The organism is Rhodococcus sp. GB-02 (genome assembly GCF_053470465.1).
In genome coordinates this window covers 310,743-329,975 of the sequence record NZ_JBPUKE010000004.1, presented here as the reverse complement: position 1 = coordinate 329,975, position 19,233 = coordinate 310,743, and the positions used below count along the sequence as shown (strand labels likewise).

Annotated in this window: 20 protein-coding genes; 15 read left to right on the top strand and 5 right to left on the bottom strand. The window is 63.3% G+C overall.

Features of this window, described 5'->3' with window-relative positions:
* Nucleotides 1-89 precede the first annotated feature (89 nt).
* From ACSW29_RS26355 to ACSW29_RS26345, 3 genes are all read left to right on the top strand, one after another.
* Nucleotides 90-1,421: a cyclopropane-fatty-acyl-phospholipid synthase family protein gene (locus ACSW29_RS26355; protein WP_317826425.1), complete on the top strand. Its 1,332-nt coding sequence runs from the start codon at nt 90-92 to the stop codon at nt 1,419-1,421.
* 20 nt (nt 1,422-1,441) lie between these two features.
* Entirely contained in the window at nt 1,442-2,761 is a 1,320-nt protein-coding gene (locus tag ACSW29_RS26350; RefSeq protein ID WP_448278672.1) for a lipase family protein, read from the top strand.
* A gap of 69 nt (nt 2,762-2,830) precedes the next feature.
* The gene (locus ACSW29_RS26345; RefSeq protein WP_317826427.1) at nt 2,831-3,502 is read left to right on the top strand and encodes a DUF1345 domain-containing protein; all 672 of its coding nucleotides are present in this window, start codon (nt 2,831-2,833) and stop codon (nt 3,500-3,502) included.
* A 21-nt stretch (nt 3,503-3,523) separates the two neighbouring features.
* Here ACSW29_RS26345 and ACSW29_RS26340 read toward each other — a convergent pair whose 3' ends face one another.
* Nucleotides 3,524-4,153, bottom strand: coding sequence for a LysE family transporter (locus ACSW29_RS26340; protein ID WP_230813430.1), 630 nt, complete (start codon nt 4,151-4,153; stop codon nt 3,524-3,526).
* Nucleotides 4,154-4,263: 110 nt separating this feature from the next.
* Here ACSW29_RS26340 and ACSW29_RS26335 point away from each other — a divergent pair, with 110 nt between their 5' ends.
* Together ACSW29_RS26335 and ACSW29_RS26330 are read left to right on the top strand one after the other, a co-directional pair.
* A complete protein-coding gene (locus ACSW29_RS26335; protein ID WP_124569410.1) occupies nt 4,264-4,920 on the top strand; it encodes a nitroreductase family protein in 657 nt (218 codons plus the stop codon).
* On the top strand, nt 4,914-5,549 hold the full coding sequence (locus tag ACSW29_RS26330; protein WP_317826428.1) for a dihydrofolate reductase family protein: 636 nt from the start codon (nt 4,914-4,916) through the stop codon (nt 5,547-5,549). Before ACSW29_RS26335 ends, ACSW29_RS26330 begins: the two co-directional genes overlap by 7 nt.
* Here ACSW29_RS26330 and ACSW29_RS26325 read toward each other — a convergent pair.
* Nucleotides 5,546-6,349, bottom strand: a complete 804-nt coding sequence (locus ACSW29_RS26325; protein ID WP_448278671.1) for a sulfite exporter TauE/SafE family protein — start codon at nt 6,347-6,349, stop codon at nt 5,546-5,548. The two genes, ACSW29_RS26330 and ACSW29_RS26325, sit on opposite strands and share 4 nt — an antisense overlap.
* Nucleotides 6,350-6,442: 93 nt before the next feature.
* Here ACSW29_RS26325 and ACSW29_RS26320 point away from each other — a divergent pair, with 93 nt between their 5' ends.
* Nucleotides 6,443-7,246, top strand: a complete 804-nt coding sequence (locus ACSW29_RS26320) for an AraC family transcriptional regulator (protein WP_317826430.1) — start codon at nt 6,443-6,445, stop codon at nt 7,244-7,246.
* Here the strand turns inward: ACSW29_RS26320 and ACSW29_RS26315 are convergent.
* From ACSW29_RS26315 to ACSW29_RS26305, 3 genes are all read right to left on the bottom strand, one after another.
* A complete protein-coding gene (locus tag ACSW29_RS26315; protein WP_448278670.1) occupies nt 7,224-7,673 on the bottom strand; it encodes a hypothetical protein in 450 nt (149 codons plus the stop codon). The genes ACSW29_RS26320 and ACSW29_RS26315 overlap by 23 nt on opposite strands.
* A 46-nt stretch (nt 7,674-7,719) precedes the next feature.
* Nucleotides 7,720-8,973, bottom strand: coding sequence for a glycoside hydrolase family 1 protein (locus ACSW29_RS26310; RefSeq protein WP_317826483.1), 1,254 nt, complete (start codon nt 8,971-8,973; stop codon nt 7,720-7,722).
* A 141-nt stretch (nt 8,974-9,114) separates the two neighbouring features.
* On the bottom strand, nt 9,115-12,369 hold the full coding sequence (locus ACSW29_RS26305) for an arabinosyltransferase domain-containing protein (protein WP_448278945.1): 3,255 nt from the start codon (nt 12,367-12,369) through the stop codon (nt 9,115-9,117).
* A 132-nt stretch (nt 12,370-12,501) separates the two neighbouring features.
* Here ACSW29_RS26305 and ACSW29_RS26300 point away from each other — a divergent pair, with 132 nt between their 5' ends.
* The 9 genes from ACSW29_RS26300 (at nt 12,502) to priA (ending at nt 19,228) form a co-directional block, all read left to right on the top strand.
* Nucleotides 12,502-12,984 carry a hypothetical protein gene (locus tag ACSW29_RS26300; RefSeq protein ID WP_448278669.1) on the top strand — a complete coding sequence of 161 codons (483 nt, stop codon included), beginning with the start codon at nt 12,502-12,504 and terminating at the stop codon, nt 12,982-12,984.
* Between the two features lie 152 nt (nt 12,985-13,136).
* Nucleotides 13,137-14,459 (top strand): histidinol dehydrogenase, encoded by a 1,323-nt coding sequence (gene hisD / locus ACSW29_RS26295; protein WP_317826433.1) that lies wholly within the window; start codon nt 13,137-13,139, stop codon nt 14,457-14,459.
* Between the two features lie 11 nt (nt 14,460-14,470).
* Nucleotides 14,471-15,613: a histidinol-phosphate transaminase gene (locus ACSW29_RS26290; RefSeq protein ID WP_317826485.1), complete on the top strand. Its 1,143-nt coding sequence runs from the start codon at nt 14,471-14,473 to the stop codon at nt 15,611-15,613.
* Nucleotides 15,610-16,224 carry an imidazoleglycerol-phosphate dehydratase HisB gene (gene hisB / locus ACSW29_RS26285; protein WP_003942383.1) on the top strand — a complete coding sequence of 205 codons (615 nt, stop codon included), beginning with the start codon at nt 15,610-15,612 and terminating at the stop codon, nt 16,222-16,224. The genes ACSW29_RS26290 and hisB overlap by 4 nt, the downstream gene beginning before the upstream one ends.
* Entirely contained in the window at nt 16,221-16,370 is a 150-nt protein-coding gene (locus ACSW29_RS26280) for a hypothetical protein (RefSeq protein WP_230813421.1), read from the top strand. Before hisB ends, ACSW29_RS26280 begins: the two co-directional genes overlap by 4 nt.
* 89 nt (nt 16,371-16,459) lie before the next feature.
* Nucleotides 16,460-17,581, top strand: a complete 1,122-nt coding sequence (locus ACSW29_RS26275) for an MFS transporter (protein ID WP_448278944.1) — start codon at nt 16,460-16,462, stop codon at nt 17,579-17,581.
* Between the two features lie 9 nt (nt 17,582-17,590).
* Entirely contained in the window at nt 17,591-18,226 is a 636-nt protein-coding gene (gene hisH, locus ACSW29_RS26270; RefSeq protein ID WP_230813420.1) for an imidazole glycerol phosphate synthase subunit HisH, read from the top strand.
* Nucleotides 18,223-18,474 carry a hypothetical protein gene (locus ACSW29_RS26265; RefSeq protein WP_230813419.1) on the top strand — a complete coding sequence of 84 codons (252 nt, stop codon included), beginning with the start codon at nt 18,223-18,225 and terminating at the stop codon, nt 18,472-18,474. Before hisH ends, ACSW29_RS26265 begins: the two co-directional genes overlap by 4 nt.
* Before the next feature lie 19 nt (nt 18,475-18,493).
* Nucleotides 18,494-19,228 (top strand): bifunctional 1-(5-phosphoribosyl)-5-((5-phosphoribosylamino)methylideneamino)imidazole-4-carboxamide isomerase/phosphoribosylanthranilate isomerase PriA, encoded by a 735-nt coding sequence (priA, locus tag ACSW29_RS26260; RefSeq protein WP_003942371.1) that lies wholly within the window; start codon nt 18,494-18,496, stop codon nt 19,226-19,228.
* Nucleotides 19,229-19,233 lie beyond the last annotated feature (5 nt).

The window sequence follows — 19,233 nt, the reverse complement described above, 5'->3', positions numbered from 1 at the left end:
CAAAACTCGGACAAATGGCGCGAAAGATTCGTGCATCGAGCGTAAGTTTTCTGTCATCGGCTAACCATCTGTTGTCGGAGGGTTGATTTGTGACTGGTGCCGCGACCAAGATTCTGACAGTTTTCGAGGACGTAATCGGGGTTCCGCTTCCGATTCGAGTGCGTTGTTGGGACGGTTCCGAGGCAGGCCCGCCGGACGCCGCCGCACAGGTGCATTTCCGGAATCGGCGTGGATTGCGGCGAGTCCTCTACTCTCCCAACGAATTGGGGTTGGCGAGGGCGTACGTGTCCGGGGATCTTGACGTCGACGGCGATATCTTTGCGCTCCTCGACGTCCCGGACCTGGTCACGCGGCTTGGCGAGAATCGATTGTCGGCGTTGCCGTTGCGCTCGATCGTGCGCGCCGCCGGTACTTTCGCAGGCTTGGGGGCGGTAGGTCTACCGCCATCACCCCCGTCGATCGAGATGCGTCGTAAGCGAGGCAAACGGCACAGCAAATCACGCGATTCGGCGACTGTCTCCCATCACTACGACGTCGGGAATCGCTTCTACGAACTGTTTCTCGGGCCGAGCATGGTCTATTCGTGCGGATACTGGCCGGAGGGGGTCGAATCCCTCGAAGCCGCTCAGTTCGCGAAGCTGGACCTGATTTGCCGCAAGCTCGATCTGAAGCCGGGCATGCGACTGCTCGACGTCGGCTGTGGTTGGGGATCGATGGCATTACACGCCGCTCAGAACTACGGTGTCGACGTCGTCGGAGTCTCGCTGAGTAACGAGCAAGTCGAGTACGCCAAGGGGCGAATTGCCGATGCAGGTTTGACCGATCGCATCGAGATTCGGGTGCAGGACTACCGCGACGTCGATGACGGCCCGTACGAGGCGATTTCGAGTATCGGGATGTCAGAGCATGTGGGCCTGGTCAATTTGCCGGTGTACACGGCAAAACTCTACGGCCTTCTCGTGCCGCAGGGGCGTCTGCTCAATCACGCCATCGCAGCGGTGAAGTCGTTGTCGGACAAGGCCGAAGACGGACCCAGTTTCATCGACAGCTACATCTTCCCGGACGGCGAGATACTTCCGCTGAGTAAAACCATTGATGCGCTGGAACTTTCAGGTTTCGAGACACGTGACAGCGAAGCGTTGCGTGAGCATTACGCACTGACGCTGCGCGCGTGGGTGGAGAACCTTCGCGAGAACTGGGATGCGGCAGTCCTACAGGTCGGTGCTCCTCGGGTGCGTACCTGGTTGCTGTACCTTGCCGCCAGTGCGCTGGGTTTCGAGGAGCCACACAGGCTTACGATTCATCAGGTTCTGGCCGTGAAACCAGGGGATCGGGGGGTCAGCGGTATGGCCCGCTCGCGTAACAGTTGGTACCGACCGATTGAAGTCCCGCAGATCGAAACCGGTCCGCGCATCGACTGAGGCCTATACGTTGGATTTCCATGAGCACCCGGAAGGTTGTCCTCGCGGCGGTGAAGATTTCGGCCGTTGCGGTATCGGCGCTGTTGCCGACCTCGCTGCTGTTCACGCCGATATCGAACGCCGAACCGGTGAGCGATTTTTACGACGCGAGCCCAGGCGACGTGGGTGATCCGGGATCGGTGATCCGGACGGAACCCCTTCCGATTGCCGGCGCCGTCGGCGCAGTGCCTGGTGTAGGGACTCGGATCCTGTACGCGAGTACCGACACCCACGGATCCAAGGTTGCCGTGTCGGGCTCGTTCCTGGAGCCGGCTGCCCCCTGGTCAGGGGCGGGTCCGCGCCCGACGGTGGTGATCGGTCCGGGCACGCAGGGCCAAGGTGATCAGTGCGCGCCGTCGAGGATGTTTCCCACTGCCGGTCAGCTCCGCCTGGCGGAACCCGGGAATCCGTCGAACTACGGCGCCGGTGTGGACAGTGTCGGTGTCAACTACGAGTCAGCTTTTGCTTTCGCTTTCCTAGCCCAGGGCGTTCGCGTGTTTGTCACCGACTACATCGGACTCGGAACACCAGGCGTCCATACCTACGTCAATCGCGCCGAGGAAGCCCATGCGATGTTGGACGGTGCACGCGCTGCCCGAGCCCTGGCACAGGCAGGAGAGGACGATCCGATCGCGCTGTGGGGCCACTCGCAGGGCGGCGGCGCCACTGCCGCTGCAACCGAACTGGCACCCGAATACGCGCCTGAGGTGAATCTGGTCGGGAGTTACGCCAGCGCGCCCCCGGCAGACCTGGCAAGCGTTCTGCGTCATATTGACGGAACCGGCCTGATGGCCGCGATCGGCTACACGATCAACGGTGTCCTCGACCGCTATCCCGCCGCCCGAGAACCGATCGAATCTCGACTCAACGACTACGGTCGGTCCGTGCTCGCAGACGTCGCCGGGCAATGCCTCATCGATTCCCGAACCAAGTACGGGAAGCAGTCGACGGCGTCGTGGAGCGCGGACGGACGACCCCTTGCCGACGTGGTGGAATCGGTACCGGAGATCCAGCAGGTGATCGAGGAACAACGCATCGGGCGTCGAACCCCGGCCTCGCCGATCCTGGTCAACGGAGCGCTCAACGACGATTTCATCCCGTACGAGCAAACCCGGCGCCTGGTTCAGGACTGGTGTGCGCGTGGGGCCGAGGCGACGTTGTTCACCGACACCCTGCCTGCGGTGAATCCGGGGAGCGGCAACAATCACCTCGCACCGGCGGTGGCGGACTTCGGCGTCGGATTGCAGTACGTGCTGGACAGATTCAACGGCAAGCCGATAGTCGGTGCGTGCAACGCCTGAGTTTCTGTGTCACGTAACCACCGTGTCGCGTAATCACCGTGTCACTTCGAACGGTGGTTGACTGAGCGCGTGAACGATCGATCGCACGACCTCCCGATCAACCCGGTTCCGCGGGGTGAGCTGGGTGCCGGGCCCGCGTTGAGAGTGTCGACAGGTTTGGTGCTCGGTGTCGCTGCAGGTGTCGTCACGGCGTTGGTCGGCTACCCCCGGTTCGCTTTCCTGATCGGCTGGGATGTCGCGGCGATGGTGTTCACGGTGTGGACGTGGATTCTGGTCTGGCCCTTCGATGCGACGCTTACCGCGAGCCACGCAACGCGGGAAGAACCGGCTCGCAACGTCGCACACCTGCTGATTCTCGGCGCCGCCGTCGCGAGCTTGGTCGGTATCGCGTTCCTGCTCGTGGCCGCACCCGACGGACATCACTACCAAGTCGTGGCCGCGTCCGTCGCAGTCGGCAGCGTCGTGATCTCGTGGTTGGCGGTTCACACGCTCTTCGCCCTCGGATACGCGCGGCTGTACTACTCGGGCCCCGACGGAGGAATCGACTTCAATCAGGAAGAACCGCCGAGGTACAGCGATTTCGCCTACGTGGCGTACACGGTCGGGATGAGCTTCGCGATTTCCGACACCAACTTGAAGTCGTCGGACATGCGCGCGATGGCGCTCGGCCACGCATTGCTGTCGTACCTGTTCGGTTCGGTGATCGTGGCGTCCGTCGTCAACTTGATTGCGGGCCTGTGATCGATCAAGCCGTGTGACCGATCAAGCCGCTGCACGCCCGATGCTCGAGAGGAAGCCGGCGGCTCCGAAGAACAGGCCGGCGAACACTCGATTGGTGGTTCGCTGCTGTTTGGGGGAGCGCATCAAGGTGAGCACCCGTGCGGCGAGGCCGGTGTATCCGGTCATCACGATCACGTCGACTGCGCACATCGTGGCGGCGATGATCAGATACTGCGGCAGCAGCGGTGCCGCCGGGTCCAGGAACTGTGGGAGCACTGCGAGCATGAAAACGACGGCCTTCGGGTTGCTCGCGTTCACGAGAAATCCGCGAAGCATCATCATCGGGCCGGAACTGCTCGCGGTGGCTTCGTCGGTCTCCACTTCGGTGGGCGCTGACCGCCACTGCCTGACTCCCAGGTAGACGAGGTATACGACACCGAACCACTTGATCAAGGAAAAGGCCACGGTCGAACTGGCGAGAATTGCACCGACCCCGGCCGCGACAATTCCGATCTGCAGCAACAATCCCAATTGCAGCCCGAAAATGTTCCAGTAACCGCGCCGCAGGCCGTAGGCAAGCCCCGACGACATCGACGCAATGGCGCCGGCCCCCGGTGACAGGCTGATCACCCAACTTGCTCCGAAGAAGGCCAACCAGACGTGCCAACTCATGTCGAATGTCCTTTGATCGGGGAATACTCCCGACAACCAGCACGCACGGGATCAGAAAAGTGTAGACGGACTGTCCTGCTCACTGCTCGCTGCAGTGCAATGATCGGGAGATGACGCCGTACCCCGTACTCGACCTGACACCCGACGAATTACTGACCACGACACGCACGGTTCGAAAGCGTCTGGATCTGACCCGTCCCGTGCCGTTGGATCTGGTGAAGGAGTGCCTCCAGATCGCCCTGCAAGCGCCCTCCGGTTCGAATCGCCAGGGGTGGCAGTGGATGGTGGTGACCGATCCGGCACTGCGAGCAGCAGTCGGGCAGATCTACAAGGAAGTCACCGACGAGTACCTTGCTTCTCACGGTTCGGCGGCAAAACTCTTCGCCGACGATCCTGATCGCGCGCCGATCCAACAGCGCGTGGGCACCAGCGTCGCGTGGCTCGGTGAGCACATGGGTGAGGTGCCGGTCCTTCTCATTCCGTGCATCAAGGCGGGCAAGACGCTGCCGGAGGGGAACCAAGCCGGTCTGTGGGGTTCTCTACTCCCGGCTGCGTGGAGTTACGCGCTTGCCGCACGGGCACGTGGGCTCGGTACGGCATGGACAACATTGCACCTGCAGCGTGAGGCGGAAGTTGCCGAGCTGCTGGGCATTCCGGCCGGATTCCATCAGGCGGCTCTGATCCCGACGGCGTACTTCACCGGCGAGACGTTCAAACCTGCGGCGCGCGAACCCGTCGACAACGTGCTGCACGTGGACCGATGGTGAGCCTGATTTACTCGGCGATCTGCTCGATCGACGGGTACATAGCGGACAGCGACGGGAACTTCGACTGGGCTGTTCCCGACTCGCAGGTCCATTCGTTTGTCAACGAGCTCGAGAGGGGAGTCGGCACGTACCTGCTCGGGCGCCGGATGTACGAGACGATGATTCCCTGGGAAACGATGGCACACGAAACGACGCCACACGAGGACCCCGCAGGCACGTCGGTGTCTGGCTATTCAGTGCCAGGAGGACCTTCGGTTCCGGACGAGTTTGCCGGAATCGAGGCGGCGACCGTCGAGTTCGCTCGGATCTGGCGTGGAATCGACAAGATCGTGTACTCCACAACGCTGAACGAGGTGTCGACTGCGCGCACCAGGATCGTCCCGCGCTTCGATGCAGACTTTGTCAGCTCGATCAAGAGCGAAGCGGTACAAGATATCTCGATCGGTGGACCGACGGTTGCGGTTAGTGCTTTCGCGGCGGGTTTGGTCGATGAAGTGAGACTGTTTCTGTGTCCGGTCAATATCGGTGGCGGATTACGAGCTCTCCCGGAAGAGCGGCTTGATCTGCAACTGCTCGAGGAGAAAACCTTCGACGGCGGCGTGATCTACCTGCGGTACGCCGTTCGCTAGGCCGCGATCATCACTGCCGTGACGACGCAGAGTAGAGCGATGTAGGCGCCGGCATGGACGCGGTCCGGAATAGCACCGACTAGTCGCCGGCTCAGCACAATCGCAGGCAGAGAGCCGGCGAGAAGCGTGCAGACGGCCAGAAGGTCGACAGCGCCGACTCTGCCCGCCGACAGATCCGAAGCAGAGATGTGTCCGGATGCCGCCGCGTACACCGCAGTCGCGACGACGGCGACAGGCAGGCTCAACGGGTTGGCGCTCGCGGCGGCATCGGCCATCGGAACTCCGCCGCGTCGCATCATCGGCACCGTCATGACGCTCCCGCCGACTCCGAGGAAACTTGCGACGGCACCGATGCCTGTCCCGACAGCGTGGACGCCGTGACGGTCAAGATGTTCGCGAGGTTCAGGTGGAGTCAGAAACCCTTGTCGCAGAAGGCTGTCGAGGATCGTCACGACGAGGTAGAGGACAAACAGGATCCGGACGATGCCGTCGTCGACGTGGCCTGCCGCGACCGCTCCGAGCGCTGCTCCGACCGCGACGGGTCCGATCAGAGGTCGGATGTACTCCGTCCGAAGTCGTCCTGATTTCCTGAATGCCACTGTGGCACTGAGTGAATTGACCACCATCACTGCAACCGAGGACGCGACGGCGACGTGCATCGGATCGGCGACGTCTGGCCGAAGTGCGGACGCGGCGTAAACGACTGGGACGGTGACGAACCCGCCACCGAATCCGAACAGAACAGTGGTGACTCCGGTCAAAGCGCCGAAAGTGAGCAGGATGAGGGCGTAGTGAAGCACGTGATGAACGGTAGCGATTTCCCTCCTGGCTCACATTCGAAGGTTCGCCAGATTCCATTGTCAATCGGACACCGACTCGGTAGATTCTTTCCGGTGCGCAACATTCCGATCAAGGACGTCGATCACTCACCTCGCAGTGTCCTCGCCATCGGAACCGACTACCCACCCGGTCACGCCCTGGCAGCACACGATCATCGACGAGCCCAGTTCCTCTACGCTGTGAACGGTGCGATGAACGTCGAAACCGAAGACGGTGAGTGGACGGTTCTGCCGTCCAATGCGATCATGATTCCCGCCGGTGTCGCGCATGCGGTGACGATGGACGGCGTCAGCACACGAAGCCTCTACATCGAACCGTCCGCAGTTCCCTGGTTTCCGGTCAGGTGCCGGGTAGTCGCGGTCTCGCCGCTCCTACGTGAGCTACTTGTCGCTGCGGTCGACCTGGATGTCGGGCTGAAGGTGGAGGACGACATCTCTGCCCACGGACGTGAGGCCGCAGTAGTTCAATTGATCCTCCACGAACTTCGCGATCTTGCACCTCTACCTGTGGAACTTCCGCTGCCTCGGCACCCGGGATTGCGGGCATTGTGCACGCGGTATCTCGCAGGCCCGTCGATTCACGACTCGCCCGCGCGGTGGGCCGGGCGACTCCACATCAGTGAACGAACGCTGCACCGCTTGCTGATCTCGGAAACGGGGATGAGCGCGTCGTCGTGGATGCAGCGTGCCTGCATTCTTCATGCGCTTCCGAAACTCTCCGCCGGTGCCAGTGTGACGTCCGTTGCGTCTGAACTCGGATACTCGACGCCCGCTGCCTTCGCGGCGATGTGCACCCGGGTCTCGGGTGCATCGCCCAGTAGCTATCGGGCGCGCCTTACGACACCGACACCGGGATGATGTCGGCGACGACGTCGTGGATGAGTCCGTCACGGACTTCGAAGGTTTCACGAATCTCTACGGTCATGAGGCGAGTGCCACCGATTCCCGCGTCCAGCAGGTAGGTGGTCGAGACGATGTCCCCGGCTTCCGACATCTCGAGGTCGCGTATGCCCTGGATGACGCGGTATTGGATGCCGTTTTCGAGGTCGGCGGTCATCTGCGGTCCGGAGAACCCGGTCTTGATTCCGGCTTCGACGCGCGTGGCGTCCGGGGCGAAATGAACATCGGAGACGTCATGGGAGACGAGGGCGTCGATGTAGGCACGTACCTGCGCCTCACGGGGTGAATCGGCCGGGTTGGGGACTGCCGTCGCAGCGCCTCCCGCAGCCAGGATCAGGGCAGCTGTGGCAGCAGCAGTTCCGGCGATCTTTTGCAGTGTTCGCATGGGGGATCCTAACGACGAGGAGTGGTGGAAATTCGGAAAACGGCTGTCATCGAGTAGCCGTGCAGCTGCGTGGAGGGTCGACGAGCGAGCAGAAAGCCGGGGCCATGACGGGCACGTAGTCGGCGCCGACGCCGTTGTCGCGAATGATCCGGCGGTAGGTGTCGACTCCGTCGGTCGGGGTACGGGTCGCGGTGGGATCACCGAGAACATCTACGGTGTAGAGGCCGAATCGAGGCCGGTACGAACCCCATTCGTAGTTGTCGGTGATGGACCAGTAGTTGTAGCCGATCACGTCGGCGCCGTCTTCTCGGGCGCGTTCCATCCAATAGATGTGATCTCGTAGGTGATTCGAGCGTGTGTATCCGTCGGCGCGCGGCGCTCCGTTGTCGGTGGGCATGCCGTTCTCGACGATGTAGAGGGGGAGTTCGGGATACTTGCCCGAGTAGCGCATCAATGCGTCGTACAGGCCTTCGGGTTGTGGTGTGACGTTGTAGAACTCGTCGAGCGCGGCGTACGCGGCACTCGGATTGTCGAGGGCCACACCGTAGTAGTAGTCGATCCCGAGAAAGTCGAGCTTGTCGCGCACTCGATCCGTGAACACCGAATCGATGGCCTCGGACACACCGGGAATGAAGGAGAAATTACTGCTCACACGGGCACCGGGATCGAGAACATGGATGCGGTCGTAGATCGCCCGGTGGACTCGGACCAATGAGTCGAACATCGACGGTGCCTGGGTGAGTGCGATTCCGCCAAAGGTCAATTCGCGCTGAACATACACAGTCGGCTCGTTGATCGTGATCCACAGCGCCCCGATTCCGGAGTACCGCTCGACTACCTTCTCTGCGTTGACCAGCCAATCGGCTTCCGTCTTCGGATTTGCCCATCCGCCTTGATCGACAACCCATCCCGGATACACCCAGTGATCGAGCGTGATCATCGGAGTCATGCCCCGCGCGCGGATGTGCGCCACCACGTCGTCGTAGTACGCGAATTCGGTCTCGTTCCAGTTTCCCGGGGTGGGCTGAACTCGCGCCCACTCGACGCCGAATCGGAAAACCTTCGATCCCAGATCGGCCGCCCGATCGATGTCCTCGGCGTAGCGATGGCGGAAGTCGACCGAGTCACCGATTTTGTCGTGGGTTCGTCCGGAGTCGGAGTATCTCGACCAGTTGCTGTCCGGTGACGATCCTTCCGATTGGAATCCGGAGGTGGCAACGCCCCAGAGGAAATGGTCCGGTACCTCAGCCGATGCGTGCGTGGGAAGGGCAAGCGCCCCGACCAGGCACGTCAGTGCCATCAGCGCAGGCGCGATAGACCGTGACAGGGCTCCCATGTCTGGGAGACTAAGTCATACAAGTGTCCAGTCGCAGGCGTTTCGTCCGATCCGCCCGCGACTGGACCTCGTCACTCAGAACCTTCCCGCTCAGAACCTTCCCGCTCAGAACACCATGGTCATCGGACCAGGGGTCCACGTTCCGGAACGCTGTACTCGTGTTTCGTCGACCTGGGCGGGCACTGCGCCCGGATCGATCGGTGTGTACTTCTCGATCGAACCCCAGTCGCGAGCCCAGTCGTTGTCGAGGTACGACGGAATGGTCTGAGCGCTGAGCAGCAGATCGATCCACCCCAACGGTCCGCCGCCGTAGTGGTCCTGCCAGGCACTGGTCACGAGCGCGCCGGAATGGTCGGGAAGGATCCGGTACTCGGGGACCTCGGCGATTCCGACCCTGTGATCGAAGGGGCGTTGGCACGGGAATGCCAGGCCGACAGCCCAATCCAGCATGACGGGCGCCTGCGAGCCGACGACGTCGTTGAGCTTCTGGGTCTTCGGAACGCGTGGCGGGGTAACGGCCACCCATTGGTCGGCCTTGCTGTCGTAGTCGCTGACGACAAGTCGAATGCTGTTGGCTTCGACGGGAATCTGAGCCAGCGGCACACGCAGGTTCCGCCAGGACGGTGCCGGCCCGATGTCGAGGGGTGTGATCTTTCCGAGTGTTTCCACATCGTCTGCTTCCGCGTCGTCGACGCCGCGCGCTGTGCCGTACTCGACCTCGACGTTCTGGCCGTAAGTGACGATTCCGTCCTTGTCGACGGATCGGACACGACCAGCCGTTGCAATCGAGATGATGTCGCCACGGGTTGCGTTCTCACCCACGTCGGGGAGTTGGTACCAATCGCTGGTCAGAGTGCCGGGGGACGGTTGACCGTAACTGCCCATGACCGGTGTTGTCGCCGGGTCGAGACCGAACGGCAACGCGACCGAACTGCCGTTGACTCCGGTCTGTCCGGCGCCACCACCGGTTCCGGCCGAGTTACCGGCGGTGTCCTCGGAGGTGTCGACGGTGTTCGCGCCGCCGGTAGCCGTGGCTTCCTTGTCGGCTCGAAGGTCGGAGGCGACACCATTCGGATCGAATCCTGTTGCCCCACCAGCGGAGAGCGCCGTGGCTACGCTGCCGGCGAGGGGGGTCAGCATCGACGCATTCGGATCGGTTTCGAGCAGAACGTCATTGGCGAGTCCGCATTGTTGGCCCAGAACCGCGTCGACGTTCGCGCGGCCCACCGAGTAGGCAGGGTATTGGGTGACCGCGCCTTTGGCCATGGAGAGCACCTCGAAGAGGACCATGGCACCTGCGGCGATCGTCAGTGGCGAGATGGCAAGCAGTCGAGCGTGCTTCGCGGATGGTTCCCTTCCTGCGGTGTACGGCTCACGGAAGAAGTACCACGCGGCGACGCCGAGCATCAGCACGGTCAGCCCGAGGAGGACGGTGCTCGCGCCGAGCCCGCCGATCGACACCGGCTTGTCCCACCACGGAACGCTGTAGCTGGACACGTAGTAGTAGCTGTTGCTGCCGGTGAATGCGACCGCCAGCAGGAACAGGACAGCCGCCGCGAAGAGGGCCCGATTGCGCGGCGAACGCAGGAGTTTCGTTCCCACGGCGACGGCAGTCATCATCGCCAGAACTGCGGTGAGTCCGGCAAAGATTCCGAAGTGGTGTGTCCACTTGGTCGGCGAGAACATCAGCAGTGGCAGTGCGCCGATCGTCAGCCCCACGACGCGGCGTGACGGACCGGCGGCCAAACCGGGAATCCGGCCGCCTTTGCGCAACATCATCGCGGTGCAGACGCCCAGGCACAGAACCATGACGAACACACCGAATCTGCGGGTCAGGGAACCGTCGACGGAGATGTTGAAGAGGTACTGATAGCGGAGGTACTCGTCGAACCAGGGCTGATTCGGTGAGATCGAGTGGACACGTTGCATCTCGATGACGGCGGCCAGACTCTGATCGCCGAACGCGGGGATGAGGATCGAGAGTCCGGCAGCCAGCAGTGGCCCGACAGCCGCGACGTAACCGATGGTGCGCGCACGTTCGATGATGATGCGCATGATCGGGCGTATTCCGGCGATGAGTGCGGCAAAGCAGATGAGGCCGGAAGGACCGGCAGTCAAGGTGAATCCGGCGATCAGGATCGCGACTGCGACCGGCAGAAGTCGTCTCGTCGCGACGGCGCGTTCGATCGAGCACCAGGTCAGCACGACGCCGAGAGCAACGATCGGTTCGGGGCGCAGTCCGTTGTTGAACGGAAGCCAGAATGCGAGGAAGACAAGCGCGCCGGTCCAGAGGGCGAGTCGATTTCCGCGAATGGCGGCGCCCAGCCGAGGCGCAACCTCCCGGCTGATGACGAGCCAGGTGATGATGCCTGCCAACAGAGCAGGCAGACGGACCCAGGGGCTTGCGGTGCTGACGTGGGCCAGGAGTCCGAGGATGTTGTAATACGGCGTTCCGAACGGGGTTTCGGGGACCGCGAACCACCGGAAGTAGTTGGACATGTAGCCCGATTGCTCGGAGGCTCTTGCCATCGTGAACTGGTAGCCGTCGTCGGTGGTGGTAGCGCCGATGAAGTGCCACAGCACCAGCGTTCCGACGACGACGCCGTCGAGGACGGTGAACTTCCACCATCGGGCGGGCAGAAATCTGCGTGTGCCCCGGCCGTCGCGGTTGTCGAGGCGGTGCAGCGCGAAGAGGGACACGACAGCCGTGAGTGCCCCGAGAATCATGGCGAGAGTCTTGATCACCGACGGGCTCGACGTGAAGCGAGAGTCCGCCTCGATCGAGACGTTCAAACCGGCTGCCGCCGAATCGAGGTCGCTGAAGACGCCGACTACCTGTGGCCGGCTGTCGCCCTCGATGACGCGCGGTTCGGAACCGGTGGCACTGAAGGTGGTTCGGGTCGGCTCGGCGGCGAGCGTGAGTGCGCATCCAGTCGGCAGATCAGCGACGGGTGTCGAGAGCAACACTCGATCGCGCAGGACAACGTCCACCCGGGCGGGAGCGTCGGAGGATTCGGGGGAGACAGTGGCAACAAATCCGTAGCGGCGCGCATCGGCGGCACCCGGGGGAGCAGTCGAGACGAGCGTTCCGCCGGTGGCGGCCAACTCACTGATCGACGCGCACGGAATCGATGCCTCCATGCGCAACGGTGTGTACGAGACCAATGGCGCCTCGACGCTTGTCGTCGACCCGGCCTGCGGCCAGTTGACGGCGGCCGTGTCCTGTTCGATCGGCAGGAACGGCACCGATCCGCACAAAACTATGCCGAGGATCGATGCGACAATCGCAACGATCCGTGCTCGGTTCGGTCCGCTGGATCGCTCGGGGGTCGGCAAGGCCGGAGGTGCGGTCGTGGCCACGTCACTGTCTGTCACGACTTTGGACCCTAGCTGTGCGTGACGTATTTGTTATAAAAGCGGGAGTAATGGGATGGTCGTGTTCCCGGTGTCGTTCCTCGGGGTGGGGTTGTCGGCGATCGAGGTGGGGGTGCTGTGCACGAAGTTCACGAGTCCATTCCGCTGAGCCCACTACTGCGGCGGTCGACGGTCGCATTGTGCGTCGTCCTCGGAATTATCTTGGTGATTGTCTGCGGGTTTGCGGAGATCGTGGAAGGCGACCCGGCGGGTTACGTCGGTGCTGTGTTGTCGGCGACCTTCTGCTTCGGTTTGGCTGCGTACATGTGGAAGGTGCGCGTGATCATCACCACAGACTCCGAACGGGTGATGATCGCGCTGTCTCCGGGGTTGCGTCAGGTATTTCGGTGGGACGAAGTTGTGTCCGCAACTGCAGTCCATATCGGGATGGGCTCCGGGATCGGTTTTCGGATGACCGGCCCCGGTATGCGGGTAATCCTCGCGTCTCCCGGCCACGGGGTCCGCTTTCGTCTGCATGACGGCCGTGAAATCTCGGTGGCAACACCTCGAAGGAACGAGCTGATCGAACTTGCCGGGCGGCGGGCGCCGGACCTGCAGTGAGCGTCGCAGGTGGACCGGTGAAAAATGGGGTGCGCCTATCCTGGATAATTGACATCAGTTCTGTATTTCAGGCGCGTTGTTCAGGCCTGTAATGCCGGACCGGTTTGCTGCCGCTTGCACAGGCACCCCGTTTGCGTACGAGAGGAACTCTCATGCTTGCCCGCACCGACCTGCGTGGTCGTACCCCATCCACGGCCGAACTTCGCGCCGCGCTTCCCCGAGGTGGAGTGGATGTGGACGCGGTACTGCATCAGGTTCGCCCGATGGTCGAAGCCGTTCGTGATCGTGGGGCCGAAGCCGCGCTCGAGTTCGGCGAGAAGTTCGACGGCGTTCGTCCGTCTTCGGTCCGGGTTCCGGCTGCGGAGCTCGAGCGCGCACTTCGTGAACTCGACCCGGCCGTCAAGGAAGCCCTCGAGGTTGCGATCGAGCGCACCCGCAAGGTGCACGCCGATCAGCGTCGCAAGGACACTGTCACCGAGGTGGTCCCGGGTGGCACGGTCACCGAGCGTTGGGTTCCCGTCGAGCGCGTCGGGCTGTACGTCCCCGGCGGTAATGCCGTGTACCCGTCGAGCGTTGTCATGAACGTCGTGCCGGCTCAGACTGCCGGCGTCGGATCGCTGGTTGTCGCCTCGCCGCCCCAAGCCGACTTCGGCGGATTGCCGCACCCGACCATCCTTGCCGCCGCAGCCATGCTCGGTGTCGACGAGGTGTGGGCAGTCGGCGGCGGACAGGGCGTCGCCCTCCTTACCTACGGCGGGACCGATACCGATGGCTCCGAGTTGGTGCCGGTAGACCTGATCACCGGTCCCGGCAACATCTACGTCACCGCCGCCAAGCGTCTGTGCCGTGGCCTGGTCGGCATCGACGCCGAGGCCGGACCGACCGAAATCGCGATCCTCGCCGACCACACGGCTGATCCGGTTCACGTTGCCGCCGATCTCATCAGCCAAGCCGAGCACGATGTCATGGCTGCAAGCGTCCTCGTCACCACCAGCGTCGAATTGGCCGACGCCGTCGACAAGGCCCTGGCCGCGCAGCTCGGGATCACCAAGCACCGCGAGCGCGTCACCACCGCACTGACCGGCAGTCAGTCGGGCACCGTGCTGGTCTCCGATGTTTCCGCCGGTCTGCGTGTCGTCAACGCCTATGCGGCCGAGCACCTCGAGATTCAGACCGAGGACGCAACCGGTGTCGCAGCACAGGTCACCAGCGCTGGTGCCGTCTTCGTCGGCCCGTGGGCGCCGGTCAGCCTCGGCGACTACTGCGCCGGCTCCAACCACGTTCTGCCGACGGCCGGGTGTGCACGTCACTCCTCCGGTCTGAGCGTGCAGACCTTCCTGCGTGGGATCCACGTGATCGACTACTCCGAGTCGGCTCTGAAAGATGTTGCCGGACACGTCATCACGCTTGCCAATGCCGAAGACCTGCCCGCGCACGGGGAAGCTGTGCGCCTGCGATTCGAGGCTTTGCGATGAGTAGCTCTGCGATGAGTAGTGCTCCTGGAGGATCGATTTCGGTCGACGCACTTCCGATTCGCGAGAACCTGCGTGGCAAGTCGGCGTACGGCGCACCGCAGTTGACGGTTCCGGTTCAACTCAACACCAACGAGAACCCGCATCCGCCGACGCAGGCGCTCATCGACGACGTCGCCGAGTCCGTGCGCGAGGCCGCAAAGGAACTGCACCGATACCCCGACCGCGATGCCGTGGCTCTGCGGACGGATCTCGCTGCGTACCTGTCGAAGCAGACGGGAGTGCCGGTCACCGTCGACAACCTCTGGGCGGCAAACGGATCGAACGAGATTCTGCAGCAGTTGTTGCAGGCGTTCGCAGGTCCAGGACGTAGCGCGATGGGTTTTGTGCCCTCGTACTCGATGCACCCGATCATCGCCGACGGGACCGATACCGAGTGGGTCGAGGTCTTCCGTCGGGACGACTTCGCACTCGACGTGGATGCTGCCGTCACAGTGATCGAGGAACGTCGACCGGACGTCGTGTTCGTGACCAGTCCCAACAACCCGACCGGACACAGCGTCGGTATTGCGGAACTACGACGCATCCTCGACGTGGCGCCGGGCATCGTGATCGTCGACGAGGCGTACGCGGAGTTCTCCGCTGCCCCCAGCGCGATGACGCTGATCGACGAGTTCCCGGCCAAGCTGGTTGTGACCCGCACCATGAGCAAGGCTTTCGCGTTTGCCGGTGGCCGACTCGGCTACCTCGCCGCCGCTCCCGCGTTCATCGACGCACTGTTGTTGGTGCGCTTGCCCTATCACCTCTCGGTGGTGACGCAAGCGGCGGCACGTGCCGCCCTGCGTCACGCCGACGAGACCCTCGGCAGTGTCCACGCCTTGTCCGCCGAGCGTGATCGGGTGTCGAAGGCACTGGCGGACACCGGTTTCCGAGTGATTCCCAGTGACGCGAACTTCATCTTGTTCGGTCAGTTCACCGACAGTGCACAGGCGTGGAAGGAATACCTCGACCGCGGGGTTCTCATCCGCGACATCGGCATCCCCGGATATCTGCGGGCCACCGTGGGACTCGAAGCCGAGAACGACGCGTTCATCAAGGCCAGTGACGAAATCGCAGGCACCCAGCTGGTCGACACGAATTCAGGAGAGACGGCATGAGCGATCGCATCGCGCGGATCGAACGAACAACTCGGGAATCAAGCATCGTCGTCGAACTGAATCTGGACGGGACCGGCATCGTCGACGTCTCCACCGGCGTTCCGTTCTTCGACCACATGCTCAACGCGTTGGGTACCCATGCCAGCTTCGATCTCGACGTCAAGGCGAAGGGTGACGTCGAGATCGACGCTCACCACACCGTCGAGGACACCGCGATCGTTTTCGGCCAGGCGCTCGGCCAGGCTCTCGGCGACAAGAAGGGCATCCGTCGTTTCGGTGACGCCTTCATCCCGATGGACGAAACGCTGGCGCACGCGTCGGTCGACGTCTCCGGTCGCCCGTACTGCGTGCATACCGGCGAGCCCGACTACATGGTGCACTCCGTCATCGGCGGGTACCCGGGCGTGCCGTATCACGCGGTGATCAATCGCCACGTGTTCGAGTCGATCGCCTTGAATGCGCGTATCGCACTGCACGTTCGGGTTCTGTACGGTCGCGATCAGCACCACATCACCGAGGCTGAGTACAAGGCCGTTGCGCGCGCTCTGCGTGAGGCGGTCGAGCCGGATCCGCGCGTGAGCGGCGTGCCGTCGACGAAGGGCACACTGTGAGCGTCCTTTTCACCTATCTGCTGTTCATCGGTGCGGGAATTGCTGTGGGCGGCGCCTACTCGATGTTCAAGGTCAACAAGCTGGCGTCGGGAATCCTCCTCGCGATGGCGGTTCTGGCGGCGGTAGCGGGCGCACTGCGTCTGTGACGCGAAAAAATACTGCGTCTGTGACGCGAAGAGTTACTGCGTCTGTGACGGGGAAAGAGGCGGGGCCGGGGTTGCTTCGTACTCCGGGCATGGTCGGTGTCCTGATCATGGCGGCAGCGGCTTTCGGCGGCTGGTCGTTGCTGTTGCCGGTGGTGCCGTTGATGGTTGCGCAATCCGGCGGATCGGATGCGCTTGCCGGATCGGTGACCGGTGTCTTCATGGCGGCCACGGTCGTGACGCAACTTCTCGTGCCTCGGTTGTTGCGGACGCAGGGCTATCGGCGCGTGCTGGCGGTCGGATGTCTGCTCCTCGGTCCACCGTCGTTGGTGCTGTTGATCTCGGCCGACGCCGGCCCTGTCCTGGCGGTTTCCGCGGTGCGAGGAATCGGTTTCGGCCTGCTGACGGTGGCCGGTAGTGCACTGGTGGCGGAGTTGGCGCCCAAACGAATTCTCGGCCGTGTCACTGGCGCTCAGGGGATCGCGATCGCAGCGTCGCAAATGGCTGGGCTGCCGCTGGGGCTTGCGCTCATGGAGCGGTGGTTGGCGACACCGGTGTTCGTTCTCGGTGCGCTTATCCCGGCACTCGCACTGGTGGCCATTGCCCGGTTGCCGAAGATCTTCGCTCAGCCCACCGGGGAATCCGTTCGGTTGAGTGTGTTCGCAGTCTTGGTTCCGGTGCTCGCTTTGGCTTGCGTGTCCGCGTCGTTCGGCGGGCTGTCGTCTCTGCTGCCGATCGCCATCTCGGAGCGCGCGGCCGTCGCGGGCGTGGTGTTGGCGACGGCAAGTGGGTCCATGTTGGTCGGCCGGTACTCGGCGGGGCTGATCGCTGACCGCCTCGGCAGTGGGCGGACACTCGCACCGGCATTGGTGTCGTCGACCATCGGATTGGTGCTGTTCGCGATCAACGTGGACGGCGGTTCGACACCGGTCTTGTTCTGCGCGGCGGTCCTTTTCGGGCTCGGCTTCGGTGCGGTGCAGAACGAATCATTGGTCATGGCGTTTCAGGCTGCCGGCCCGAGACAACTCGGATCCGCGAGCGCGATCTGGAACATCGGCTATGACGCCGGCACCGGAATCGGAGCGCTGGCGTTGGGATTCGTGGCTACTGCAGCCGGCTATGCGTGGGTGTTCGCGGTCTCCGCGGTAGTTGTTGCTCTCCTCCCGGCACTGGCCGCAGGCGGCAAAGTGATCGGCGCCAGGGTTGCCCGATAGAGTTGGGGCATGAGCGCTTCCACGATTGCTGTACTCGATTACGGCTCCGGCAACCTGCATTCGGCTACTCGCGCCTTAGCGCGCACCGGGGCGCAGGTGGAGGTGACCAACGATATGAACGTGGCACTGGCTGCGGACGGTCTGGTGGTGCCCGGCGTCGGCGCGTTCGCGGCCTGCATGGAAGGTCTGCGTGCAGTCCAGGGTGAGCGAATCATCGGCAGACGCCTGGCCGGTGGCCGACCGGTGCTGGGCATCTGCGTCGGCATGCAGATTCTGTTCGACCGGGGGGTCGAATTCGGTGTCGAGGCGGAGGGCTGCGGCGAATGGCCCGGCACCGTCGAGAGGCTGCAAGCAGAGGTCCTTCCGCACATGGGCTGGAACACCGTGGAGGCTCCGGAGTCGAGCACCCTGTTCAAGGGTATCGACGCCGATACCCGCTTCTACTTCGTCCACTCCTACGGTGTGCAGAGTTGGGAACTCGCGCCGTCCGAGCACATTGCGCCCCCGAAGCTGACGTGGGCCGATCACGGCGGAAAGTTTCTCGCTGCCGTCGAGAACGGTGCGTTGTCCGCGACGCAGTTCCACCCCGAGAAGTCCGGCGATGCAGGCGCCGAGTTGCTGAGCAACTGGGTGCAGAGTTTGTGACCGGGGGACCCGGATCGAACCGCGGCGAAAATTTCTCCCTCGCTCGTCTGGCGTTGTTCTCGCTCGGCGCCGCGGTGGCTGCGCTGGCGGTCGCCACGGTCGTCATCGTTGTGCTCAAACCCTCGCCGGGTGTCGGCCTCGTGATCGGTCTCGTGGGGGTCGTCGCTGCGATTGCGGCAATGGGCGTCGTATCCAAGCGGATGACCCGAAAAGCGTTCGGTGACCCGGAGGACGGTTCGAGGTCCTGACCCACTAGGGTTACCGCACGTGAGCCTGGTCCTTTTGCCTGCTGTAGATGTCGTCAACGGTGAAGCTGTTCGCCTCGTGCAAGGAGAGGCGGGAAGTGAGACCGGTTACGGGTCGCCCCGCGACGCCGCTCTTGCGTGGCAGAACGACGGTGCCGAATGGGTACATCTCGTCGACCTCGACGCTGCTTTCGGGCGTGGATCGAACAGCGAACTGCTGGCCGGCGTCATCGGCGACCTGACTGTCAAGGTGGAACTCTCCGGAGGAATCCGCGACGACGCTTCCCTGGAAGCTGCGCTGGCCACCGGTTGTGCTCGCGTGAATCTCGGCACCGCCGCAATCGAAGATCCCGAGTGGTGTGCACGTGCCTTGGCCAAGTACGGCGACAAGATCGCCGTCGGCCTCGACGTTCGTCTCGTCGACGGCCAGTACCGCACCCGTGGTCGCGGCTGGGTCACCGACGGCGGGGATCTGTGGGAGACCCTCGCGCGTTTGGACCGTGACGGCTGCACCCGTTACGTCGTCACCGACGTCTCCAAGGACGGCACGCTCACCGGACCTAATCTCGAACTTCTCAGCCAGGTATGCGCGGTCACCGACGCGCACGTCGTCGCCTCCGGCGGTGTGTCGACCATCGAGGATCTCCTTGCTATTTCCAGCCTGGTAGATCAGGGTGTCGAGGGTGCGATCGTTGGCAAGGCGCTCTATGCCGGTCGCTTCACACTCCCCGAAGCACTGGCAGCAGTTTCCGGATAGATTTT